The organism is Desulfuromonas sp. KJ2020, from assembly GCF_024197615.1.
Classification (GTDB): Bacteria; Desulfobacterota; Desulfuromonadia; order Desulfuromonadales; family SZUA-540; genus SZUA-540.
Genome location: NZ_JAKUKE010000003.1, coordinates 1090750 through 1114420 on the forward strand (window position 1 = coordinate 1090750; position 23671 = coordinate 1114420).

A 23671-nucleotide genomic window follows, 5' to 3' on the forward strand; every position below is an offset into this window, starting at 1 on the left:
CAGATTTATTCCCGCTGGATTTTCCAGCAAAGCCCTTTACAATGGAACGGCGGGAAAGGGGTCACTCTTTGCCACCGCAAGTCAACCTCTAAAACGGAAAGTCGTGTTGAACCAAAACTTCTGGTCCAGAGTTCTTCCTTTTACCGTATTTATGGTCTTCGTGGGCATCGAAGAGCTGATGCGGCACCTTCATGGCCAACAGCTCATCCTGCTCGACACGCAGATCCTCTACCCTCTCTACGCCCTTAAAGTCTTTTCCGTCGGCGCCCTGCTGATCTTCTACCGCAAATTCTACGATGAAATAAACTTCCGCCACTGCCTTCAGCTTAAAACCACCGTGTTCAGCATCCTCACCGGCCTGCTGATCTTCGCGTTGTGGATTCATCTGGACTGGAGCCTCTTCTCGCCGGGAGAATCGGCAGGATTCAATCCGCAGACGATCTCGGAGGAGGCCAACCGCTACGCCTTCATTGCCTGCCGTCTGACAGGCGCCGTCATCGTCGTACCCGTCATGGAAGAGCTTTTCTGGCGCTCCTTTTTACTCCGGTACCTCATCAAAAGTCAATTCGCCACAGTCGCCATCGGCGCCTTCACCTGGCCCTCATTCCTGATCGCCAGCGTTCTTTTCGGCCTCGAACATCACTACCTCATCGCCGGCATCATTGCCGGTGCCCTTTTCAATCTGCTGCTCTATAAAACCCGCAGTATCGCCCAGTGCATCCTGGCCCATGCCATCGCCAACCTCGCCTTGGGTATCTACGTGCTGCAAACCGGCCAGTGGCGTTTCTGGTAGACGGTACCCGGAACCCTCTCCCCTGTAGCATTATTGCAACAATCATCCCCTCCGCGCCAACTCATTAAAATGACAGCCTGTTGTCCCCATTTCTCCAGGGGCCATTATTTTCAAAAAATGTCGTATGAACCGAAAAACGGCAGGCGCACAGGTGTTTTGGCAACATTTGGAGGCTCGTGTCAGAATTGCGACACCAAAAGGACTCATACTCTCTGAAGTTCACCGAAAAATAACAACTTTTTGAACCCTGCTCTTTTCAATTCGGACGTCTTTACGCTGAAACGATTTCAACGACTTAAATTTGTCCTGCTCCTCGTTTGCATCCACCCGGAGCCAACGGGAATGGCGTTGAACGATTCGGGCTGGCATGGAACTTGATATGTATGCCGCCGACGGGTACGACAGCCCGAAAAACAACGTCCACACCAAATCTTGTCACTAAATGAAAAATGGCCTAGGCCGCAAGATCGGAGTTCCCAAATGAAAACGAAACTTGTCCTCTCTTTATCCACCCTACTGCTGTGCCTGCTTACTGCCACTCTCTCTTTCGCCGCCGATGTCACTCTGGCCTGGGATCCCAGTCCCTCCGAAGGAGTTGTTGGCTACAAGATGTACTACAAGGAAGGATCCTCAGCCCTGCCCCTCAACGGGACCGGGGCCATCGAAGGGGATTCGCCCGTTATTTTAGGCGACACCCTGACAACGAGCCTGAGCGGCCTCGATGCAGGCGTCGTCTACTACTTTACGGTGGTGGCCTACGATGCCGCCGGCAATGAGAGCCCCTTCTCCAACGTCATTGCCTGGAGCGCTGGGGATCCAAATCCTTTCATTCCCTCCCTGCAATATCCGGCCAACCAGGCCAGCAACATCCCCCGAACGGTGCAATTCAACTGGAGCGACCCCTCTGACGGCCGCAATGTCGTTTACACCCTCTACTACGGCACCGACCCGACCCTTCAATCTGGCGCAGTGGGCGGCGTGAATTTTGAACCTCTGTATCCGAACAAAGAAGTCCTGCTGGCTATCGCCGCCCTGTCGTTGCTCAGTCTGGCCATTCCCCAGCGTCGTAAAATGAGAAAAGCGGTGATTCCCGCCCTGGTGGGCGCCACCATGCTGCTGGCCAGCTGCGGTGGCGGTGGTGGTGGGGATGACGCGATCAGCGGTTCGGTGAATATCGATCAACCGTCGTCTATTGCGCCTCAATACACGGATGTGGTGGATAACCTGACTGAGAGCACTTTCGAAATCTTTGATTTCGATCCGAACACCACGTATTACTGGAAAGTCGTGGCCGACGATGGCGTAACCGTCACCGAAAGCGTTGTTCACAGCTTTACTACCATCAATCAGTAATTTTGGAGTAAAAATAATGAGTTCTTTTTATACGAAAATAATAACTATTTTATTTACATTTACACTTATACCGTCTTTATCTATTGCTGCAATAACTTTTAGCAATGGCGAATTCAGGAGCTCTTTTAACTATTCCACTTACTCTCCAAATCCTGATGGGTTTGGGTACAACAACCAAACTGGTGTAGCTGGTACATGTAATCAAACATCAACCATGTCCTCTACACACAATAATCCGTTGGGGTCCGGGAATGCCCTGCAGGTAACTGTTGCTGATGGAATAAACACCTATTCAGGCAGCTATACTGTTGACTTTGGCGGCGAACTTAAAGAGTTTTGGCTTCGCTGGTATATCAAATACGAGAAAGGATTCTCCTGGTCCAGTTTAGGTTGGGATAAATTACTGTATCTATATCCTAATTCGTATTCAACAATGACTGGGGGTATGCCGCTGGAATTTGGTTCAGGCTACAATAACATGCGACTTCTTCAAATGCCCACTCAATCGGATGGCACAGTAACATTACAAGCCGCGCCTTACGGATGGGAAAACATAATGGGTGGTACTTCTTCCGATGGGAATTGGCATTCAATGGAAGTACATTTTAAATCAGATACCAACGGTAAAGATGGCATTTGGGAAATGTGGGTAGACGGTAACCTGGTTTGGAAGAGGACTGATGTTAACTACAACCAAAAAGGTATTAGCTGGCTCATCTGGTACAGCAACCAGTCTTCGCCAAGCAATAATGGCTGTGCATATGTTTGGCTTGATGACTTGGCAGTTTCGACCAATGGATACATTGGACCAATTGACGGTGATTTAGTTGTAGAAAATCCTACCCCTGTCCCAACTACGCCCCAAGAGGAGCCAGTATTAACGGAGGGCATCCTTTTTGAGGAAGCATTTGAAGACAGCAGTTTTGCTGCAAGAGGTTGGTATGACAACACCAGCCCCATCCTGACTTCATATGAAAGTGCGGCTGACAGCACAAAATCAGTCGAATTTAAATTTGAACAAGGTGAAACTAAGCCTATTTCAGGTGGGTCCATGCGTAAAAAATTCACTGAGTCTGAATCTGTGTACGTTAGTTATGATGTTAAATACAGTACTAATTGGCAAGGGTCAAACAAATCATATCATCCACATGAGTTTTACTTTTTAACAAACAAAAGCAGCGATTGGTCTAATTTGTCTTTTACTCCATTAACTGCATATATTGAACAAAATGAAAATGTACCCATGATTGGGATACAAGATGGATCAAACATCGACCAGACACGCATAAATCAAGATCTTTCTGACATTACAGAAAATAGATCAGTGGCCGGTTGTAACGGAGACAGTGATGGGTATGGTTCTGGCCTTTGCTACCAATCTGGAACTAGCTACGTCAACTGGAAACAATGGAAATCTAATAGCTTAACTATTACCAACGGGAAATGGCATAAAGTTGAGGCATACTTGAAGCTTAACAGTATTGTTAATGGCAAAGGCGTACCAGATGGGACTTTACAGTACTGGCTTAACGGACAATTAGTCATTGATTATAAAAATGTGACATTTCGAACTGGGAAAAACCCTGACATGAAATTTAATCAGTTCGTCATAGGGCCTTGGATAGGAGATGGCTCTCCTGTCGAACAGACTTTTTGGATTGATAACTTGACTCTCGCCACAAATCCACAGGGCGATAAGTCACATTCTCTTTTGCCTGCAAGTGGCCTGAGAAGCCTAAATTAATTAAACTGAAGTCAGCTCTCGCTACTGACATGCAGGCCATGCTTTTTCATCAGATCATAGATCGTCGGGCGGCTGATACCCAGAGTTTCAGCCGCCTTGGCGATATTCCCCTGGTCCTGCTCAATGGCCGCCAGCACCATCTGCCGCTCGACCCTATCCTTGGCCTCTTTCAACGACATGCCAGCCGTTTTTACTTCCGGTTCCCGATTGCCCGCAGATTCCTCAAAGCCTAAATCCACTGGGTTAATCAAAGGGCCATCGGTCATGATAATGGCGCGCTTCACCTTGTTCTCCAGCTCACGCACGTTCCCCGGCCAGGCATAGGCCTGCAGCTGATTTATGGCCGCTACGTTGAATCCACGTACTTTTTTCTGAAAACTGTCACTATAGCGGTGGAGAAAAAGGTTGGCCAGCAGCAGGATATCGTCCCCCCGCTCGCGCAGCGGCGGCAGTGACATGCTGATGACCCCCAGACGATAGTAGAGATCCTCGCGGAAAGCGCCTGAGGCGATGGCTTTCTCGATATCCACGTTAGTCGCGGCAATCACCCGCACATCGACGGCAATATCCTCCCGGCCGCCCACCCGCTGCATGACGCCATCCTGAAGAAAACGCAGCAACTTGACCTGCAAAGGCGCCGACAGCTCGCCGATCTCATCCAGAAACAGGGTGCCGCCGTGGGCATATTCCACCTTGCCGTGCACCCGGCCCTGCGCGCCGGTAAAAGCCCCTTTTTCATGCCCGAAGAGTTCCGACTCCAGCAGGTTCTCGGGAATGGCGCCGCAGTTGATGGGGATAAAAGGCGCCTTGGCGCGCAGGCTTTCGCTGTGGATGGCTCTGGCCACCAACTCCTTGCCTGTGCCGCTTTCTCCCAGCACCAGTACCGAGACATTGGTGGTGGCTACCTTGCGAATCGTGGTGAAAACCTCCTGCATGGGCGGGCACTGGCCGAAAATGCCCTGGGTATTCTGCTCTGCCACCAGAGCCGACTGCAGCTGCCGATTCTCAGCCTCCAGCGCCGCCAGATGAAAGGCCCGCGAAAGGATGACTTTCAGTTCGTTCAGGTCAATAGGCTTATGATAAAAATCATAAGCGCCCAGCTGGATGGCCTTAAGCGCCACCTCCTGCTCGCCCCGTCCGGTAATAACGATGACTTTGGTCGCCGGCGCCTGCTGCAGCATTCGTGAGAGACAGCGAAACCCCTCCTCCGAGCCATCGGGATCAGGAGGCAGGCCCAGATCGAGCGTGACGACTTTCGGCTCGTTCTTGGCAAACAGGTCCATGGCCTCTTGGCCATCCGCCGCAAACAAAACCTTGTAATCCTTGCCCAGCCCCCAGCGCAGCTGCTTCAAAATTTCGCTGTTGTCATCGATAACCAGCAGTTTTTCCATAAAACCCCTCACCATAAAACGGGCATTCCATTATTCCGCCAAGGCGCACCCGGGCAGCCAGACGGTGAACGTCGTTCCCCTACCCTCCTGACTTTCCACCTCTATGCGACCACCATGGGCCTCAACGATATTCCGGCACTGATAAAGGCCGATGCCAAACCCCTTTTTCTTGGTGGTCTCGAAGGGTTTGAACAACCTCTCTTTTATAAAGGCTTCCGACATCCCGCAGCCATAATCATGACAGCGTAGATAAGCCATACCAGCCTGACCAACTTCCAGTTCGACCGGACCTTCACCATTGCTGGCGTCCAGGGCATTGAGGATAAGATTCTCAACAACCCGGGCCATTTCAAACGGATCGACTTCGCACCTCACCGGGGCACCCGTCAGTTCAATAGCACGGCCCGACATATCGCCAACCACTCCTGCGGCCAGCTCCAACAAATCTACCTCGACCAGCACAAGGGTCTTTTTGCCCTCCAGGTTTTTGAGTCTGTCCACCAACCCCTTCATCCGTTCTACGCTCTTATCGAGGGTCTCCAGCATATCTTGCTGGAATTCAGGATTGTCCAGATAATGTCGGCCGTTTTCGACGGCCAGAGCCAGGTTGGACACGGTATTTTTCAGGTCGTGCATGACAAAGGCAGTCACCTTCCCCATCGCCGCCATCTCACGATTCCGCGAGAGTTGATCAGCAAGTTTCTGGTTGTGAATAACAGCCATCGCCTGTGCCGCCATAACTTTCATCAGATCGTAGTCTTCAAAGGAGAATGTCTCTCCCTTGTTAATAGGTGTCCCTAAAAAAATAACCCCTTTCAGGTGTTCACCTACAAAAAGAGGAATAACAAATTGTATTTCCTGTTCGGAAAGAAAGTTCTCAACTTTTTGATCGTTACCAAGCTCCCATTCGGCAGCATTCAACACCCAGCGGCGTTCCCGCAGAAAACCGATCAATTCGCTCTGGCCTGGCAGATTTTCAAATGGACACGAGCGCCCATATCCCGAAACGCACAGGAAATCGTCACTCTCGTTGGAACGCAGATAAAGCAGAGCCCCATGCACCGAAAACGTTTCACAAAAAAAAGCAAGAATTTCATCCTCGATTTGTCCATCGAGCCCCTTTTGGGAGAGCCTCTGGGTAAAGCCAAGCCAATGGTCCCGATAGTCGTATTTGTCCCGATAGAAATTTTTGCTGATAAAAACTTTCATCCGTCGACGCATCGTCTCGGACAAGATAAGAACAATCAGGATAAGGCCACCGATCAGCGCCAGCATGGCGAGAAAATAGCGCTGGGAATAAGGCCCCAGATACCGCATTCCCTCGCCGGCCAGACCAAGAGCCAGAAAATAAATCCCGACTACCAGTATGACCACCGAGCGATAAGCCACTCGGCGCGACAAGGCCATTTGGGGAATTTTCTTTTTTCGTCTCAGAGAATAAAGGATCAGACCAGCGCCAAGGAAAAGACCAAAAGAACGTACAGGCAGAAAAGAATAGTCAAGCGACCGATAGAGGAGGCCCTGGCTGTAGTAAAAAAGCTGAGTAGCAATGATCGTCCCGATGCCGACAAGTTCAAACTTCATGACCCAGCGAGCCTGCTGGCCAAGGGAGGAATAAAAACTCTCGAGTAAAACAAGGGGGTAGGTAAGAAAGAGTACCAGGGCGAGATAAAAATAGTAGCCGAGGGTCCCGAGAAACAGTACCGACTCCTTGGAGAAATCCGGATTGAAATACATTTGTTGGGGGGATGAGAAAAGAATAGCCAGCAGGAACAGGGACGACAAAGCCAGCAGCACAAGACTGAACAGACGTCGTGGGCCAGCAGAAGGAAAGCCACACATCCCAAGGGTAAGAACAATCCAGGTCGAAGGCAGCAAGCCCTCGCTCAGAAGTGATCCCCTTTCCCAGAAGGAAAGATCCCCTGGAAAGAGATAGGTTTGAAGGTGGAAGAACTCCAGAGATGCACTAATGACCAGGGCACCCGCCAGAAGCAGGGAATTTCGCGACCGCCAGGGGGGAAAACACAGAACGAGGGCCGCCAACAGTGAGACAGCTGCAGCCAAAATTGCGGACCCTGTAAGAACCATGGCACCTTCAAAACGTAGTCAGGCCATAGCGAACCTGATAATAGACCAACTTAACAAACTCACCCAGCAGAACTTTCAGCCGGTGTAAATTCCAAGCAGCTCCCTTATGGTTGGGGCCCGGATAGACCCCTATGGATATACTTTCATTTTTTGCATGGAAGTTAAAAGACCACAACGTCCGGCGCGTGTGGTAGTCCGAGGTCACCACGACCAGAGATTTCATCCCCTCTGCCCGCGCATAGTCCACAGCATGGCTGGCATCATAGTATGTTCCACTGGCCGAGTAGGGCAATTTGACGATGGCTTCAGCAGCTACGCCACGCTTCAAAAGCGCCTGTTCCGCCCATTCGACATGGTAAAGATTACGCCCATGTTCCTTTGAATAACGACCGAGTACACCGTCATTGGTGAGCAAAATCTTATCGGATACCCCCTGTTCGTACAATTCGACCAACGGCGGTAACCTTTCCCAGATACTTCCCGCCATCAGGACGAGGGCATCCGTCTTGTTTTGTGGTCGCGTCACGGTCAGGTAGCTTTCGAGAAGGGGCAACAAAACAATCGGTGCAGCCGTCAAAAGAAACAGGCCTGAAATCAAAATAAATTTCTTCATAAACGCGTAGATGAGCCCCTTACCGCTGTGGGGTCCACATGACATCTTTTTTGCCCCGCACAAAACGCCCCCAGCCGAGAGCCTGTGCGGCAATGGTCAGCAAGAAAAAAGAACTGAGCTGCCCGAAGCGGCCTCCGGCAGGCCAACGCAGGGCCGCCAGCCCAAAACCGACAAAAAGAAGCTGCGCCACAACCATGCCTCCGAAAAAAACCGAGTGGCCCGCGAGCGTCAAAGCTGTCACCAAAGTGCCAAGGAAAAAGAAAGGGACCAGAAACCTTAGCACTTTATGCGAAAAGAGGAAGAACGCAAACCAGCCATATTTTTGGGGATCAAGAAAGTGCCGATGTCGAAATATCGCCCACAGGGTACGATTGGTAATGCGAATCTGCCGCTTGAACTCTTTCCCCTGCCCTTGTGAAGGCTGTTCATAGCAGTAGACCAAAGGATCGAGCACCACCCGGCCCTGTTGAGCGACCACGTTGAGGGGGATGACAAAATCATTGATGTCCCCTTCCTGCAAGGGCTGGTACAGCTCACGGCGCAAGGCAAAGACGGCCCCATCCGCCCCCACGCAGGAATCGAGTCGGCTTTCCGATTCTTTGGTGAATCGTTCCAAACGAGCATACAGGCCAGCGCTCTCTTCTTCCCCAGCCGCATTGCGATACCGGGTCCAGCCGGTAACAAGGCCAATAGCGGGATCGGTAAAATTGGCGGCAACCGCTTGCAGCAGATCGGCGGGGAACATGGAGTTAGCGTCGGTAAAAAGAAGGATATCCCCCTCGGTTTGCGGCACGATCCGGTTCAGGCAAATCGTTTTGCCCGCCCGATCGTCATACGCATGCAGGGTGATGCGAGGGTCTGAAAAAGAGGACACAATCTCATGAGTATTGTCGGTAGAGCCATCGGATACAACATGGATCTGCACTCGATCTGCCGAATAGTTGAGAGCGAGGGCATTTTCCAGTTTGGCGCGTATAACGTCCTCTTCGTTGTAAACGGATATGATGATCGAGATTGACGGCTTGTCGGAGCCCTGTCGCCAGGGACGGCCCAGAGCCTCCGCCAGCAGAAATACAACAAGAGGATAGATCAGATAGGAGTACAGCCCGAAAAACAGAAAAACGTAAAAGAGTACTTCCACCATCATCAATCCTGCCCTCCCCCGCCCATGTACAGGTTAAACCATGTCTGAAAAATAACCATGGACCAGATCAGCGTATCGTGAATCTCCCGGCCTGAGAAATGTTCATCCAAAACCCGACGAACCGTACTCTGGTCTATCAGGTCATGACGACCCAAATTTCGGGGAGAGAGAGTCTCCAGCACGAAAGGCTTGAGTTCGTTTTTGAGCCAGCGTGTCATCGGGCCGACAAACCCTTGTTTGCGGTGATCGATAACCTCCGCTGGCAGATAAGGCCGGGCCGCCTTCTTCAGCAGATATTTTTTGCGCATCCATTTCATCTTCAGGTCCGGTGGAATGGTGGAGCAGTATTCGAGAAATTTGTGGTCGAGAAAAGGCACACGCACTTCCAGGGCATGGTGCATGCTCAGACGGTCGGTCAAGGCCAGGATATCCTCGGGCAGATAGGTTTTCAGGTCACAATAGAGGACCCGGTTGAGGGAATCGGTCGGGCCATCGACGTTGGACGAATGGAAGTGCCCCAATACAAGATCACGACATCCATCCAGGTGTTGGACAAAGCGGGGGCGATCGGTGAAAAAGGAATCTCGCAGCGACGGGTTCATTTTGTTCAGAAAACCGAAGTAACGCTCCCCCGGCGGCAGCCCTGCCCCACGCACAAAACGCTTCATATGGTTGACCGTATAGTGGCCATCAGCCCGCTCCGAAAGTCTTTCTACCAGAGGGCGCACCATCCCTTCACGTAAAAAGCCAGGCAGATGAGCGTATTTACTGCTTAAAGCAAAACCCAGGTGACGCTCGTAGCCGGCAAAAACCTCATCTCCACCAAGGCCTGAAAGAGCCACGGTGACATTTTCCCTGGCGATTTTACAGACAAAATACGAAGGGATGACTGAATCGTCGGCGAAGGGTTCGTCAAAGGCTCTGACAATTGTCTCAACCAGCCCACTGGCCTCGGGCTGCACCTCAAACTCCCGATGCTGGGCTCCGTAACGCGTGGCGACCTGCCGGGCATACCCCCGCTCGTCAAGATAGCCACCGACATCCCCACCAAAACCCATGCAGAAGGTGTTAACAGGAGCCGTAGGAGCCTGACTCATCAGCGCCACCACGGTGCTGGAATCGACCCCTCCACTGAGGAAAGCCCCCAAAGGCACTTCGCTCATAAGACGAATGCGAACCGCCTCCTGCAGAAGGTCCATAAAACCCGCAATAAAGGTTGCTTCACTCTTGCCATAATCGGGGGAAGGATAAAGATCCCAGTATTTCCTGATGGTTGCCTTGCCGTCGCGCAAGGTCAGGGTATGTCCTGGAAGAAGTTTGCGGATGCCGCGGTAGATGGTCAATTCGCCGGGAATGTAGGAAAGATTGAAATAAGCGGCCAGAGCCAGTTCATCAATCTCCCTGGGGACACTCTCATCCGCCAGGATCGCTTTCATTTCAGAAGCAAAGGAAAAGCCTCGCCCCCTGTCACTGTAAAAGAGCGGCTTAATGCCGAGGCGATCCCGTCCTAGAAAAAGGGTACGAGAAGTACCGTCCCACACCGCAAAGGCAAACATCCCCCGCAACTGGCTGACGCAATCTTCGCCCCATTCCTCATAAGCGTGCAAAACAACTTCGGTGTCGCTGCGTGTGGAAAAACGGTGGCCCAGGGCCAGCAGACGCTCCCGTATTTCCTCATGATTGTAGATTTCACCGTTACAGATAATGGCCCGGGTGCGGTCTTCATTGAAAATCGGCTGATGTCCGCCGGACAGATCGATGATGCTCAGCCGTCGATGTCCCAGCCCGATATGATCGTCACGATAATATCCGGCGTCGTCCGGCCCCCGGTGAGCCAGGGTGGTGGTAGCTCTTTCCAGAAAGCCCTGATCAATCCCAGGGGAGACGATGCCAAATATACCGCACATGACCGGTTCCTCAGGTTAGTGTTGGTCGCAAGAAACAATGCGTTCGACGGCTTGCGCAAAGGGAACCCCGGACTGCCAGCCCAAATCGGCCGCAATCCTGGAGGCGTCGTACACAACAGGTTTCTGTGAGGACCACAGGCGATAAAGGGTTAAAGCAGGGGGACGCTTCATCACCGAAAAAACCTTTTCCTGCATTGCCACCACTGTTGACAGCAGGCCCAAGGGGATATAAAAAACGCGGGCCGCCGGATGGAGCTTACGGATATAGTCGTCCATGTATTTCCGTTTGCCTACATGCTCTGGGTCGACCACATTATAGATTTTTCCGACACTTCGCTCGCTGGACAAAGCGGCGCAAATGGCCTGCACCAGATTATCGACGTAGACCAGCGGCAGCTCAAAATTTTCGTTGCCGATTACGGCGAAGATCTTATTGGCCCAATTGAAGCCGAGCATAGGCGTATAATTTTCACCGCCACAGCCATAAATGGTTCCGGGGCGCAGACAAACTGCAGCAACCTTCCCCTCCTGCATACAGGCCGTCACCAGGTTCTCTGCTTCCAGTTTCGCCTGGGAATACGCTCCCCTCCTCTCGGGAAACTGTTCGAGGGGGCTATTTTCATCCAGCACCTGTCCAGGTTGGCAATCGGCCACGCCATAAACAGAGCAAGAACTGATATAGACCAGTTTTTTAACATGATAGCGCGCACAGAGAGCAAGGATATGAGAGGTTCCGCCAATCGTAACCCGACGGGCGCCATCCTCCGACCCGCTGGTGTCTGCGGCGGCATGGATCACCATGCCGATGCCCTCAAAAGCTGGTCCGAGAGAGTCGATATCGGCCACATCACCAAAAGCGAATTCGACCCCAGGCAAACGGATAGCCTCAACCCGTGAAGTTGGCCGCACCAGAGCGCGCACAGAATAACCATCCTCAACCAGAGCCTTGACAATGCGTCGCCCCAGAAAACCGCTGGCACCTGTGACCAGGACCCTGTCTTTCTCGCCCATTTCCAACGAATCCCCCCTCATAATAAGTGAACCACTGAAGCTAGTACCCTATACGACTTTTCGGCGAATATGGTCGACCAGGCGGAACGCCAGTTGCCCAATAGCCAGGCCCGTATTGGCATAGGAATGTTCTTGCAACACTGATCCATCACAGACAAAGGCATTTTTACAAAATTTTACCTTGAGATCACTGTCGATAAGGTCATCATCCTTATCACCCATAGACGTTGTACCCGAATGATGAGCTGCCGACCAAAGCCAGTCGTCAGTGATTTCAGTGTGGATATTGACCTCTTCGGAAAGGTCGGTCAGCATCCCGGCCAAGCTGTTGAGCATTTCGCGATAAGCGCCTATCTCCTCGTCAGAGATGGACCAGTCGACATGTAGCTGATCGTTATCATAGTAGACACGATTGCCGCCTCTTTTCTGCTCGGCGATAAATAGAATATTGAATGTTCGGCTGGGAATGCTAACTCCGAAAAGATGAGCGAAAATCTCGGACACAATGTCAGGATGGAAAATTTTCCAGGAAAAAGCCTTTTTAATCCGAGCCAAACCGGCACTGGCCCCCAGAGCGGACTTGTATTTGTATATGGACAACCGATTATCCATGGTCAAGGCAGGCCTGAAAAAAGCGGCTGCGGTATATTGACCGCAGCCGCTTTTCAGACGCACGGCATTGCGGCTGACATAGTCTCCCTTGTCGTAAGAAGATAATTTTTTAAATGCAGGCGAAATATCTTTCTTAAACCGAACTTTGCCGACGAATCCCATGGGGTGATCAATAAAACCAACCCCCACACTGTGGCAAGAAAGCCCCGCCGCATGGATCATTTTCTGCAACACACCAGGGGTTCCCATGGCACCGGCCGCAACAATGACAATATCCGGCGCTAGTGCATGGTCATTTCCCTGAACCGAAAAAGTGACCCGAGAGATTCGGCCCTGCTCTATGACAAATTCGATATTTTCAACATGAAAAAAGGTTTTTACTCGAGGCGCGGGTGTAAGTTTATGAAATTTTTTAGGATAAATCAGACAATCAATTCCATGGGGGAAAACAACAAAATTTTTGAACAGAGAATTAACATTTTCGACCAGTTTGTCATATTCCGTTTGAAAGGAAGGATGCGTGAAATAAAGGGCGCCAGCAGCCTTGTCTATGAATGGTTGAGCATCAACAAGAACTTCTTTAAAAGATAAAGACTTGACATCTTTAGGATGAATTGAAATTAGACCGTTGTGCCAAAGATTCGTTGTGCCCCCACGCCCATAACAAAAGGTTTCGACTTCAGCTAATTTTTTATTGTTACAAATATATTTTGGAAACAGAATTGAATGCTCTGGCCCGATTTCTAAAAGTGTAACATTATATATTTTTGACAATTCATTACAGATCAAAGTACCCGACAACCCGGCACCAATTACAACAACGTTTTTACCCACACATACCCCCGCTAACTAAATCATATGATTTGAAATGTCCATGTTTATTTTTTTCTCATACAGATAATATAAAAGCTTTTCGAGAATAAAGGGAGTATAAGGATTATCATCATGCATTAGAATGATATCTCCCGAATTAACATCTCTCATCAAATTATTGGCAATAGTTTTGGCTTTTTCAATTGAATCACAATCCCAATCATTTGAATTTAGAGTAAATAAAAGTATTCTCATGCCAAGCAATCTTGGTATAAAAATACTTTTAAGATTAATCAACCCATTAGGGGGGCGAAAGAATTTAACATTGGAAGACACGTTAACAAGAATTTCTTTTTGACAATTTTTAATATCTTTATAATATTTAAAGATATTGTATTTGTGCAAATCATTATGAGAATAAGAATGATTTCCTATGAAATGCCCTTCATCAGAAATCATTTTTAAAACTGACCTAGATCTAACTAACCTATCACCAACTATAAAAAACATAGCCCTCGCATTATATTTTTTCAAAATTGATAAAACTTCTAAAGTATGTTGACTGTGAGGGCCATCGTCAAAGGTAAGAAAAACATTTCCATTTTTATGTTTTAGTCTCTGAATCAACACGGCCCTTGGTATAATTTTTTTTAAAAATTTTTTTAATTTATGATTCATTTTTCCGCCTCTGGCCTATATTTTTTTCATACAAATCTAGATATATTTTCTCATAATTTTCTATATTTTTTTTTAAGCTATAATTATTAAGCACATATTCTCTTGCATTTTTTCCAATTTTATTTGCAAGGTTATTATTTCTCAACAAGCATAATAATTTTTCACAAATATTGTCGGAGTCCTTAATATTAACCAAGAATCCATTATAGCCATTTTTAATAATAGATTTATTTCCACCAACATTTGTTACAACTGATGGTATTTCGGCGGCCATTGATTCAAGCAAGGAGAAAGATGTTCCTTCTGACAATGAGGACATAACAAAAACGTCAAGGATACTTAGTATTTCTTGAATATCTTCACGGTTTCCACAGAAGACCACACTGTCTTTTAGTTTTGAACTATCGACATAATCATTAAGTTCATTTAGATACTCGCCATCACCGACTATAATTAACTTGGAATCTGGAATTATTAAATGTAAACGGCGGAATGCATCAATAGTTGTTTTGTGATCTTTAACTTCAGCTAAACGACCAACAGTTCCAACAACTTTACATTTGGCTGAAATTGAAAACTCTTGCAATAACTTTTGAGATTTTGGCCTTGAAAAAAAAGTATTTGTATTAACACCATTGAGAACCGTTGTAATTTTATTTCCTGGAAGTTTTATTTGTTCAATTAAATATGTTTTTAGTTCGGGAGATACAGTAACAATGAGATCAGATAAAAAAGTTGATATTTTATCAAAATATTTTAGAAACTTTGGTTCTATTAAATGTCTACCATGTTCGGTATATAAAACAACAGGCACTCTCGCTATAAAACCGCCTAAACTGCCATGGTAAAATGACCCAGGATGTGTATGTAGCACATCGACTTTATTTTTTTTCAATAACTTACTTAGTCTAAATGCGAATAAAAAATCGAAATGGTTTTGATTTTTTTGAAAAAGTGAGACATCTATTTTTTCATCAATTAGTTTCTGATAAAAACCTCCAAGTCTATCTATGCAACATACTGATACATTAAATTTTTCCTTGTCAACAGCAAGGCAATGTTCGTATATAAATCTTTCCATTCCACCAGTTTCCAAACTCAAAACAAGATGCATTAAATTTATTTTTTTTTTATAATTCATTTTCTAACTTCCATAAAATTAAACTCAATACTTTAAATAAGAGAAAAGGGCTGACTTCCACGCCATGATGCAATATGCTTGATGAATTTGGCCGGGTTTCCAGCAACAAGACAAGATGGCGGCACATCTTTAGTAACAACTGAACCAGCAGCTACGATTGACCCTTTACCAATCTTTACACCTTTTGTAATTATACACCTTGCACCAATCCACACTTCGTCTTCAATAATGATTGGCCTGGACTCAGGAACACCACCACCTGGCGCATGATAATCATACTCAATAATGTTTACTTCCCATGATATAAGAACGTAGTCACCTATTGATACAAAGTTACCGCAATGAATTTGTGATCTATCTCCGATTGAAGTGAATTTACCTATTTCAATTTTTGGATTTGGGTATAGCGGTGAAGAAATAACGGATAATTTTACTTCAGGCCACAGACAGGTCCTGTTGCCTATAAATATTTCTCCACTTTTATTATTTATAATAGTTTTCCCTATGCTTTTTACAAAACCTTTTATTTTTATTTTTCTTTTAAGCAATAGTCCATTTAGATAATAGATAGTTTTTTGAAAATCTTCACATTTCATAATTTTGCCTTATTTGTACTATATTAATGTCGATTGGTTCTCACCCATTTATTGCCTTTATATATACCTGTAAAAGTCAAGATATCAATAATTAATTTCCAAACCAGAAATACTGGGACATAAATTAGGGCAAACATCGTCTTTCTCGGAGACCCTGCTAAAATTAGACCCATTAAAAAAAGAACAAGTTGATTTACAATAATTAGAGTAATAGTTATAGCTGCAAAGGTCTTAAATTCACCTTCAGGAACCATTAAAGTTAAAAGTGCAGAAACCAGGGTTAAGTTAACTAATAGTGAATAATTAGGCAATATCAATGGCATGGAAGCATCTAAAACTATTATGTTTTTATTTACAATTCCCTTTGACATCAGCTTAAGACCTAATGTTTTCGCAATATGGAACCTTCCGCTCGACCACCTTAAACGTTGACTGGTAGCCTGATCAAGAGATCTAGATTCCTGATGATAAACTTTGGCTTCCGAGGCAAAACTAATTTTTACGTCAGATTCTATCAGTTGCGCATAGTATTCCCAATCTTCACCCGTCGAAAAAGCTGTCCATCCCCGCTCTTGAAGAAGTTTTGCATTGAAACAGAGTCCGTTCCCCATAAGATAAGAAGAAAGTCCCAGTCTATATTTTGATTCGTGATAAAGCAGATTTCCTATAGTCCTGGATACATATAGAAGCTGTGTAAACCAGCTGTCATCACGATTTCCGACTGCGTTATAACATTGGATGGCTTTTTCTCCGCTGTTAATATGCCTATTCAAATCCTGCAAGATTTCTGTATCTACATAATTGTCGGCATCTACCATTAAAACTGCATCAAATTCTTCGACAGGCACTTCTTCTAATGCCCACGCCAATGCATGACCTTTGCCGGAGTGTTCAAGGTCATGCCTTTCTAAAATTTCCACGTCATATTCGCTGGCATTTTTAATAGTTTTATCATTACAGTTATCAGCGATAACAAATATTTTATATTTTCCATAAGGGTAGTTAACCTGAAGAAGACTTTGACAAAGAGTTCCTATTAATAGCTCTTCATTGTGAGCGGGAACTAGAATCATAAATCTATTAAGGTATTTATTATCTGACAACTTTTTTTGTGGCAAAACAAAGTAACTTGCTGCCATAAACAATAGATATATTGTTGCTAGCCCAACATAAATTAAAAGGGAAATAATAAATATGTAATATAGTACTAATAATACGGACATATTTTTCACATTCTATAAATTGCTACTCATTTGAAGAACTGGAAACAGCCACTATCTTCCTGACATTATTACCAAGCCCCTTGTACCCTTTCCTTAGCCCCATGAGCATTCGCCATATTCGTGGCAAAATTCCAAATTCAACATTATAAAAAACCTTGTAAAGTAGCGGCTTAAAAGCGAAATCGTAATATCCAACAAGTGATGCTATTTTCGGATTGAACTTTCGCTTGAAACTTTCTTGTGTTGGTGTTGTACCTACCCCCCTGAAACTGTACCACTGGCAATCGTTTTCCCAAGCCCAACGAATACTTTCCCATACATAGGCATAATAGGTCTGCAATCTATTGTACTGCGAGGGCGTTCCCATGTGCATGGCGAGACATTTTCCTGCATGTTTGAGACATATCAAACCGCCAATAATCTCCCCCTTGTAAATCGCCAGGAACAGTCGTCCATTACCTCTGGCGATATATTCATCCCAGAGTTTCTCCTGATATCGGTATTGTCGGCACATGAAACCTTTGCCTACAGTAAATGCACTGAATATTTCATAAAATTTCTGTAAATCATCCTTCGATTGAGCGGGCCTGATGAATACCCCCTCTTTTTCTGCCTTGCGTACACATCGACGTGCATCACGATCCAGAGTGTTGAACAGTTCTTCTTCATTGGAGACCAGCGTGAGATCTATGCGATACAAATCGCGGGGAGAATTCCAGAACGACCATCGATGTGCAAGGTGAACGAAACCGGCACGCAAAAATGGATCATCGGCTTCGTCTATCGATTTTTCAGCTATATTTGGGTCAATCCGTAAAAAGATCGCCCTGGTACGCTGCCCTTCCTCCTGCACGCTTTTCAAAAGGGCGTTGATGGTCTGCTGATCATTTAAATCACATAATGGCCCTTTTGGCGCATACATAATCGAGTGCCCGGTCAAAGGAATATTTTTTCGCAAAACCATTATCATTCCCCTAATGTCATCCCCGTCTCTGGCTATGAAATAGGTCGCTTTCCACCCATCCACCTCTCTTACCTTTCCCCACCCATAGGCATTCAAAGGATGGGCATATTGGAACTTGACCAGAGAATTATCCCAATAGGTGCGATCCTCGTCTTTGATGTGGTCGATCTTCAAAGTCATTGAATCCTCGCCGTCTCAAAACGGGGCGAAAATTGGAATCCGAACATTTTTTTTAGAACCATTTCACCAACATTATGGAAACCGGCCTTTTCTATCCCTCGTATAGAAGAGTGGTTGTCGCGATGTACGCACATATAGACCCGCTTGATACCTCTCTCTGAAAGGTAATTTAAAATCGTAAGAATAACCTTTGGATATATTCCACGCCCCCTGAGTGCGGGGAGTGTCAGACAAAATTTTATTTCCGCCTCTTGCGGACCTAAGGAAAGAAGCCTGTTGCGATTATCATGATAATAAATCCAACTGATGTGTTGGACACCATTTTCATCGCTGGCGACAAAAAAATCTTTGACGCCATCATACTTGTTGCACTCAAATTCCCATGGCACAGGTTTATTCAACCGATGGGCCTGTTCTAAGTCATGAGAATCCCCTTTTTTAATAGTTACACCTACTACCGGTTCCACTGGAGTGGAAACTCTTTGGGAAATATCGTACTGATAAACCAGAATTGGTTCGCTAAAGAACAATGATTCTTTCACGAGACCGACAAATTCCTTGAATGAAAGCTCTTTGTAGCGGCCATACAATATTTTAATAAGTCTCATGACAATGAATCCTTTGAAGGGTTTGACTAATCTAAAAGAAATTCATAATTCAGATACCGTAGCAATCGACTATTTTTCGGCACCATTCGTCGACACCATAGTCACGGCGAATGGTTTCCATTCCCTCCTTGGCAAGTCGCCCCGTATGGTCAGGATGGCTGATCAACCATTTTATTTTCGCATAAAGAGCGTTGGGATTACCGGGAGGAACCAATGACCCATTAATGTCATCCTTGATTACCTTTGGAATTCCCCCAACAGATGTTGCCACAACAGGTACGCCCGCGGCCATCGCCTCGAGTAGCGCAAGAGGGGTCCCCTCAGTCAACGAGGGGAGAACAAAAAGATCAAGAATGGGCAACAACTGTTCAACATTTTTCAAAAACCCTGTAAATTTAACGAGGTGATCGATACCTTTTGACTTGCACAATTGAATTAAAGCGTCTTTTTCAGGTCCATCACCGACGATCAAAAGCTTTGCTCTAACACCCGAATCAACCAACAGGGCAAACGCTTCAACAAGATGTATTCCCCCCTTTTCAGAACTAAGACGTCCCACATATCCAAGAAGGTAATCCTCTTTGGAAACCCCCAAATTATTTCTGGTGTTATGACGGTATTCTTGCGTTTCGGATAAAGCAGGTACAGCCACTGCGTTTGGAATTGTTACGATAGACCTCCCCTGGATACCAGCTTGAGAAAGTTCCGTTTTAATGCCATCAGATACGGCGATGACCTTCTCACATCTCCTCAAAACCCACTTATCCAAAGAGTTGTAGGCTCTCAATTTAAAATCGGTTGAAATGAAGCCATGACAAGTAGAAATACGCTTGATTCCCAAAATAGCGGCCATACTTAATCCACAGATATCGGCAAAATAACCGTGCGTGTGAACGACATCAAATGACCCTTCTTTTAATATACCGTACAGACGCCAGGCTACTCGTGGTACCCGCAAGGGACCACCGTTGGGAGTTATTGCAACTGGCACAGTGTAATATTCATAGCCGAGTTTTCGAATTTCGTTTGCGAAATATGTTTCATCTTCCCACGGTCTAATCAAAAGTATAGGTTGAATACGATATTTTTCACGGTCAACCTGCTTTAAAAAGTTGAGACTGACCTTCTCCAGTCCACCGAAGGTAATAGGTGTTAATATATATGCAACTTTGGTTTTTGATTTGATCATATACTCAATTCCCAGATACGGCAGAATTTTCTCTTTTCAATAAACGAGTAGCAGTGATAGTTATCGCGATATAAAGAACCCAATAAATAGAGTATGCCTGACTTAAAAACATGGCTGAAATAAACATTCCAACAAAGCCGACAATACCCAATTCAGCTATTTTTCTAAGTTGAATTGAGGTCGTTTCTTTTTTTACAATCTTGATATCCCGAATAACATTTAGACTCAAACAAAGAAATAATGCGAGTCCAATAAAGCCGGTTTCGGCACCAATCTGTATTGCGGAATTATGAGCTGTTTGCCATCTAAGTGTATCGGCACCTCTCGTTGCACGGTCGAGACCCACCGCATTACTAAAACACCCCACCCCCACCCCTGTCACGGGATTGTCTACCATAGCCCGCAGACCGATACCCCAGATGGCAAGTCGGCCAGTTTCCTCCTGAACATTGTAGTCCTGTTCAATAGAGAACAATGTTTGAATACGCTCTGTTTTTACAGGCATAATCACCAGCAGAAAAACGCCGAAGACCACAAATGCTATTTTTTGAAAGTTCGTTAAAATCGCCGAATTCATTAAAAGCATGATCATCATTGCAAGCCCAAACGCCAGAAAACCACCACGAGAACCTGTTAGAAAAACAGTAGACACCCCGACAAAGAAACTGCCGATACATGCGACCCTGATCAAGAATGGATAGCCGCGAGATATGAAAATAAGGTTCAACCAAAGGAAACTTAAAGCAAAAAACGCCAGATCATTTGGGTCAAATGTATCGCTGAATGATAGCCTACTGGTACCTAACTTCCCTGTAACCAGTGCAAAGGTAAGATAAAGCCCACTTCCGAAACAACCGATTAAAAGAACGGCTAACAATCTTTTTATTGTATTAACTAGATTTATAAAAAACAAGAAGAAGACAATAATCGACATATAGTTATTAAAAATCAACATAAATGAAAGACGAGGATATAATGAAAAAGGTATTCCGATTATCATAATCAGAATCAAAGAAAAATAATATTTAACCTGCCTTTCTTTAAAGTGAATTTTGAAATCAATGTTTTTAGAATAAAGAAAGGCGAATATCATTAGGACAAACCCTACGGTAAAAGCGGGCCTTACGGGTTGCATAAGTGTAAAAATATCCTGGGGGCGACACAAAAGTACAAATGTCCAAAGACAAAAAACCATAAAAACCGGTTTGTCTTTAGCACTCATGTGAGTAGGATCATGTGTTTTTTTCTTTATAAAATCGGTCATGTTTTTGCAATTGCCCTGATTTCATTTAACCCATTGCGGTTAAAAATTAGTGACATTAACAGGTAAATAACGACTCCACTCCCAATATACACAACAAATTTTGGCACCATATGGATACTCATCACCGGCGTTCTTTTGACAAGAAGAACCCCGCAATACATTATAAATCCAGACAAAAAGGGCATGCGCAACGCTTTTAAAACATCTGAAACCGCGATAGCCAGCACCCTTTTTACCCGTAAAAGATTCACACAAAAAACAAGTGGGAATGCGATGACCCACGCCATACTGACCCCCAAGAGCCCCCAGTTGGATCCGATCCAAAACGCTATTGGCATAACAAGAAAAGCGACAAGTGAATTTTCAAAGGAAAAATCGGCCCTTCCCGCTCCAAGCAGGGCCGGATTGAATAGATTGCTGACCATACGAAGGGGAATTACCAGAGCGATGACCTGAAGCGGCAGAGCGGCATCCGCCCATTTAATACCTAAAAACAGGTTTACTATCTCTGGGGCAATACTGGAAATCCCCCAAAGAACCGGAAATGCAAAAAAACTCAGAACACGTATAGCCTTAAGAAAATGCCTGCCCGCAAGCTCTGGGTCTGATTGAACGCTGGCAAATGCCGGAAATGCCACCTGGTTCAAAATCCCCGATATTTTTTCCATGGGTAGTGAGGCCAGATAAAGCCCAACCGCATAAAACCCAAGCAATTCTTTGCCAAAAATTTTCCCTATGATCAGCACATCTGCTCGAGAGTAAAAATACCAGAGCACTCGGGAAAGAGTCACATACCCGCCAAAAGAAATGAAATCCCCCATGCCTGCCATTTTTAGGCATGGAATATGGACAAATGGCCGCACCAAATTCAGCCCCACTAGAGACACAACACGTATTGCGAGACTGCCCCAGACCAGGGACCAAACACCGAACCCGGCAACTGCCAGGGTCAAAGTAACAATGGAACCTGAAATGGCAGAAACGAAATCGACAGAAGCTATCTTGCGAAACGCCATGTCTCTAAGCAGCAGAGACTGCGGCAGAACGGTGAAACCCATTAACAAAAATTGTAGGGACAACACCCTGATCAAGGAAGTCAACCTCGGTTCCTCATAAAAATTGGCAATGACGGGAGCCAAAATCGTAAGTAGAGTGTAAAACAGGGTACTCACAAAAAGAACAAGACCAAAAAGGGACCGAAGGGAATTATGATCAAGGTTTTTATGCTGAACGACAGCTGCCCCAAGGCCTAATTCATTCAATAGGGTCAGGAAGGCAACAAAGACCAGGGCAAGCTCCATCAAACCATAATCAGCAGGAGACAGGAGTCTTATAATATAAAGGGTAATGGCCCAAGTAATAATCTGGGCTGAAAACCTAGCTCCCGCTGTCCATCTTAATCCACTTAAAACCTGTGACCTAAGCCTCATAATTAGATCCAATATCCAAAAAGAATTAAAATATTGATTTGTAAATGGATGCAATCATAAATCTCAATGACGGAATATTAACGTTTCCGTAACGAAAGCTTTTAATAATATTTTTAATTGTTGATATATTGTCTCCTGCGTTAGCGGAATCATAAGCAATCATCATGTAGGCATTGGCCCAAATATTGTCGATTTGCTTTTTTGAAAGACTGTCGCGATAATACCAAAGCGTTCTATCAAGTGCTGGGATATATGTTTTGGCTGTATTTTTACTCTGAATTTTACTTATACTTTCGTTATGAACCAAATATCTTACAAGAGGTTCATCAATATAACCAAGCCTACCGAAGCGCGGCAAACGCCACCACAGATCTCTATCTTCAGTTTTGCTAAGACGAACATCAAACAATCCTGCCAATATTAGAGCTTCTTTTCTTATTAAAAAACAGGATGTGACTATATAACATTGATATAACAGTTCATATTTTTCATTTTCTTTGTTCAGCTTTGTTTGTTTTCTAAAATTTACTATTTCTCTATTATTATAATTTGTATACGCGACACCACTTCCAACACCTATGAATTCCTGATTACTATCTAAAAATTCTATTTGCTTTTTAAGTTTATCTGAAAACCAATAATCATCTGAGTCAAGAAAAGATACATAATCACCTTTAGCCAAAAATACTCCTAGGTTTCTAGCTGCAGAAACTCCTAAGTTTTCTAGAAGCAATTCTACTCGAAAAGGCAATTTAGATTGCTCCTGCAATTTTTTAACAATATTCACAGTATTATCGGTGGAACCATCATCTATAACAATTATTTCAATATCTTTGTAGGTCTGATTGAAAACTGATTCAATAGTTTCTGTTATAAGTTTTTCCCTGTTATACGTTGGTATTATTACACTTATTTTTGGTTTCATTTAA

20 protein-coding genes are annotated in these 23671 nt (G+C 45.4%); 3 read left to right on the plus strand and 17 right to left on the minus strand.

Annotated features, from left to right (window positions below; genetic code table 11):
* Positions 1-103: 103 nt before the first annotated feature.
* From MJO47_RS13505 to MJO47_RS13515, 3 genes are all read left to right on the plus strand, one after another.
* Positions 104-793 carry a CAAX prenyl protease-related protein gene (locus MJO47_RS13505; protein ID WP_253961638.1) on the plus strand — a complete coding sequence of 230 codons (690 nt, stop codon included), beginning with the start codon at positions 104-106 and terminating at the stop codon, positions 791-793.
* A gap of 480 nt (positions 794-1273) precedes the next feature.
* Entirely contained in the window at positions 1274-2146 is an 873-nt protein-coding gene (locus MJO47_RS13510; protein WP_253961639.1) for a fibronectin type III domain-containing protein, read from the plus strand.
* A gap of 16 nt (positions 2147-2162) precedes the next feature.
* Complete coding sequence (locus MJO47_RS13515) at positions 2163-3890, plus strand: polysaccharide lyase (protein WP_253961640.1); 1728 nt, start codon at positions 2163-2165, stop codon at positions 3888-3890.
* Positions 3891-3901: 11 nt separating this feature from the next.
* Here MJO47_RS13515 and prsR read toward each other — a convergent pair whose 3' ends face one another.
* Genes prsR through MJO47_RS13600 form a run of 17 tightly spaced genes read right to left on the minus strand, consistent with a single transcriptional unit; the run spans position 3902 to position 23667 of the window.
* A complete protein-coding gene (prsR, locus tag MJO47_RS13520) occupies positions 3902-5281 on the minus strand; it encodes a PEP-CTERM-box response regulator transcription factor (protein ID WP_253961641.1) in 1380 nt (459 codons plus the stop codon).
* 30 nt (positions 5282-5311) lie between these two features.
* Entirely contained in the window at positions 5312-7345 is a 2034-nt protein-coding gene (gene prsK / locus MJO47_RS13525; protein ID WP_253961642.1) for an XrtA/PEP-CTERM system histidine kinase PrsK, read from the minus strand.
* Positions 7346-7376: 31 nt separating this feature from the next.
* The gene (locus MJO47_RS13530) at positions 7377-7982 is read right to left on the minus strand and encodes a YdcF family protein (RefSeq protein WP_253961643.1); all 606 of its coding nucleotides are present in this window, start codon (positions 7980-7982) and stop codon (positions 7377-7379) included.
* Positions 7983-8001: 19 nt separating this feature from the next.
* Positions 8002-9129, minus strand: a complete 1128-nt coding sequence (locus MJO47_RS13535; RefSeq protein WP_253961644.1) for a glycosyltransferase family 2 protein — start codon at positions 9127-9129, stop codon at positions 8002-8004.
* Positions 9129-11033 (minus strand): asparagine synthase (glutamine-hydrolyzing), encoded by a 1905-nt coding sequence (gene asnB / locus MJO47_RS13540; protein ID WP_253961645.1) that lies wholly within the window; start codon positions 11031-11033, stop codon positions 9129-9131. The genes MJO47_RS13535 and asnB overlap by 1 nt, the downstream gene beginning before the upstream one ends.
* Before the next feature lie 15 nt (positions 11034-11048).
* Positions 11049-12044 (minus strand): NAD(P)-dependent oxidoreductase, encoded by a 996-nt coding sequence (locus MJO47_RS13545; RefSeq protein ID WP_253961900.1) that lies wholly within the window; start codon positions 12042-12044, stop codon positions 11049-11051.
* 48 nt (positions 12045-12092) lie between these two features.
* Positions 12093-13490: a GMC oxidoreductase gene (locus tag MJO47_RS15675; RefSeq protein WP_253961646.1), complete on the minus strand. Its 1398-nt coding sequence runs from the start codon at positions 13488-13490 to the stop codon at positions 12093-12095.
* A gap of 15 nt (positions 13491-13505) precedes the next feature.
* Positions 13506-14147, minus strand: coding sequence for a polysaccharide deacetylase family protein (locus MJO47_RS13555; RefSeq protein WP_253961647.1), 642 nt, complete (start codon positions 14145-14147; stop codon positions 13506-13508).
* Positions 14137-15288: a glycosyltransferase gene (locus tag MJO47_RS13560; RefSeq protein WP_253961648.1), complete on the minus strand. Its 1152-nt coding sequence runs from the start codon at positions 15286-15288 to the stop codon at positions 14137-14139. The genes MJO47_RS13555 and MJO47_RS13560 overlap by 11 nt, the downstream gene beginning before the upstream one ends.
* Positions 15289-15320: 32 nt before the next feature.
* Positions 15321-15884 carry a DapH/DapD/GlmU-related protein gene (locus MJO47_RS13565; RefSeq protein WP_253961649.1) on the minus strand — a complete coding sequence of 188 codons (564 nt, stop codon included), beginning with the start codon at positions 15882-15884 and terminating at the stop codon, positions 15321-15323.
* A gap of 23 nt (positions 15885-15907) precedes the next feature.
* Entirely contained in the window at positions 15908-17107 is a 1200-nt protein-coding gene (locus tag MJO47_RS13570) for a glycosyltransferase family 2 protein (protein ID WP_253961650.1), read from the minus strand.
* 22 nt (positions 17108-17129) lie between these two features.
* Entirely contained in the window at positions 17130-18251 is a 1122-nt protein-coding gene (locus MJO47_RS13575; RefSeq protein WP_253961651.1) for a peptidoglycan bridge formation glycyltransferase FemA/FemB family protein, read from the minus strand.
* The gene (locus MJO47_RS13580; RefSeq protein WP_253961652.1) at positions 18248-18859 is read right to left on the minus strand and encodes a GNAT family N-acetyltransferase; all 612 of its coding nucleotides are present in this window, start codon (positions 18857-18859) and stop codon (positions 18248-18250) included. The genes MJO47_RS13575 and MJO47_RS13580 overlap by 4 nt, the downstream gene beginning before the upstream one ends.
* A gap of 49 nt (positions 18860-18908) precedes the next feature.
* Complete coding sequence (locus tag MJO47_RS13585; protein WP_253961653.1) at positions 18909-20048, minus strand: glycosyltransferase; 1140 nt, start codon at positions 20046-20048, stop codon at positions 18909-18911.
* A gap of 4 nt (positions 20049-20052) precedes the next feature.
* Entirely contained in the window at positions 20053-21270 is a 1218-nt protein-coding gene (locus MJO47_RS13590; RefSeq protein WP_253961654.1) for an O-antigen ligase, read from the minus strand.
* A gap of 38 nt (positions 21271-21308) precedes the next feature.
* Positions 21309-22796, minus strand: a complete 1488-nt coding sequence (locus MJO47_RS13595; protein WP_253961655.1) for a lipopolysaccharide biosynthesis protein — start codon at positions 22794-22796, stop codon at positions 21309-21311.
* Positions 22768-23667 carry a glycosyltransferase family 2 protein gene (locus tag MJO47_RS13600; RefSeq protein ID WP_253961656.1) on the minus strand — a complete coding sequence of 300 codons (900 nt, stop codon included), beginning with the start codon at positions 23665-23667 and terminating at the stop codon, positions 22768-22770. The genes MJO47_RS13595 and MJO47_RS13600 overlap by 29 nt, the downstream gene beginning before the upstream one ends.
* Between the last annotated feature and the right edge of the window lie 4 nt (positions 23668-23671).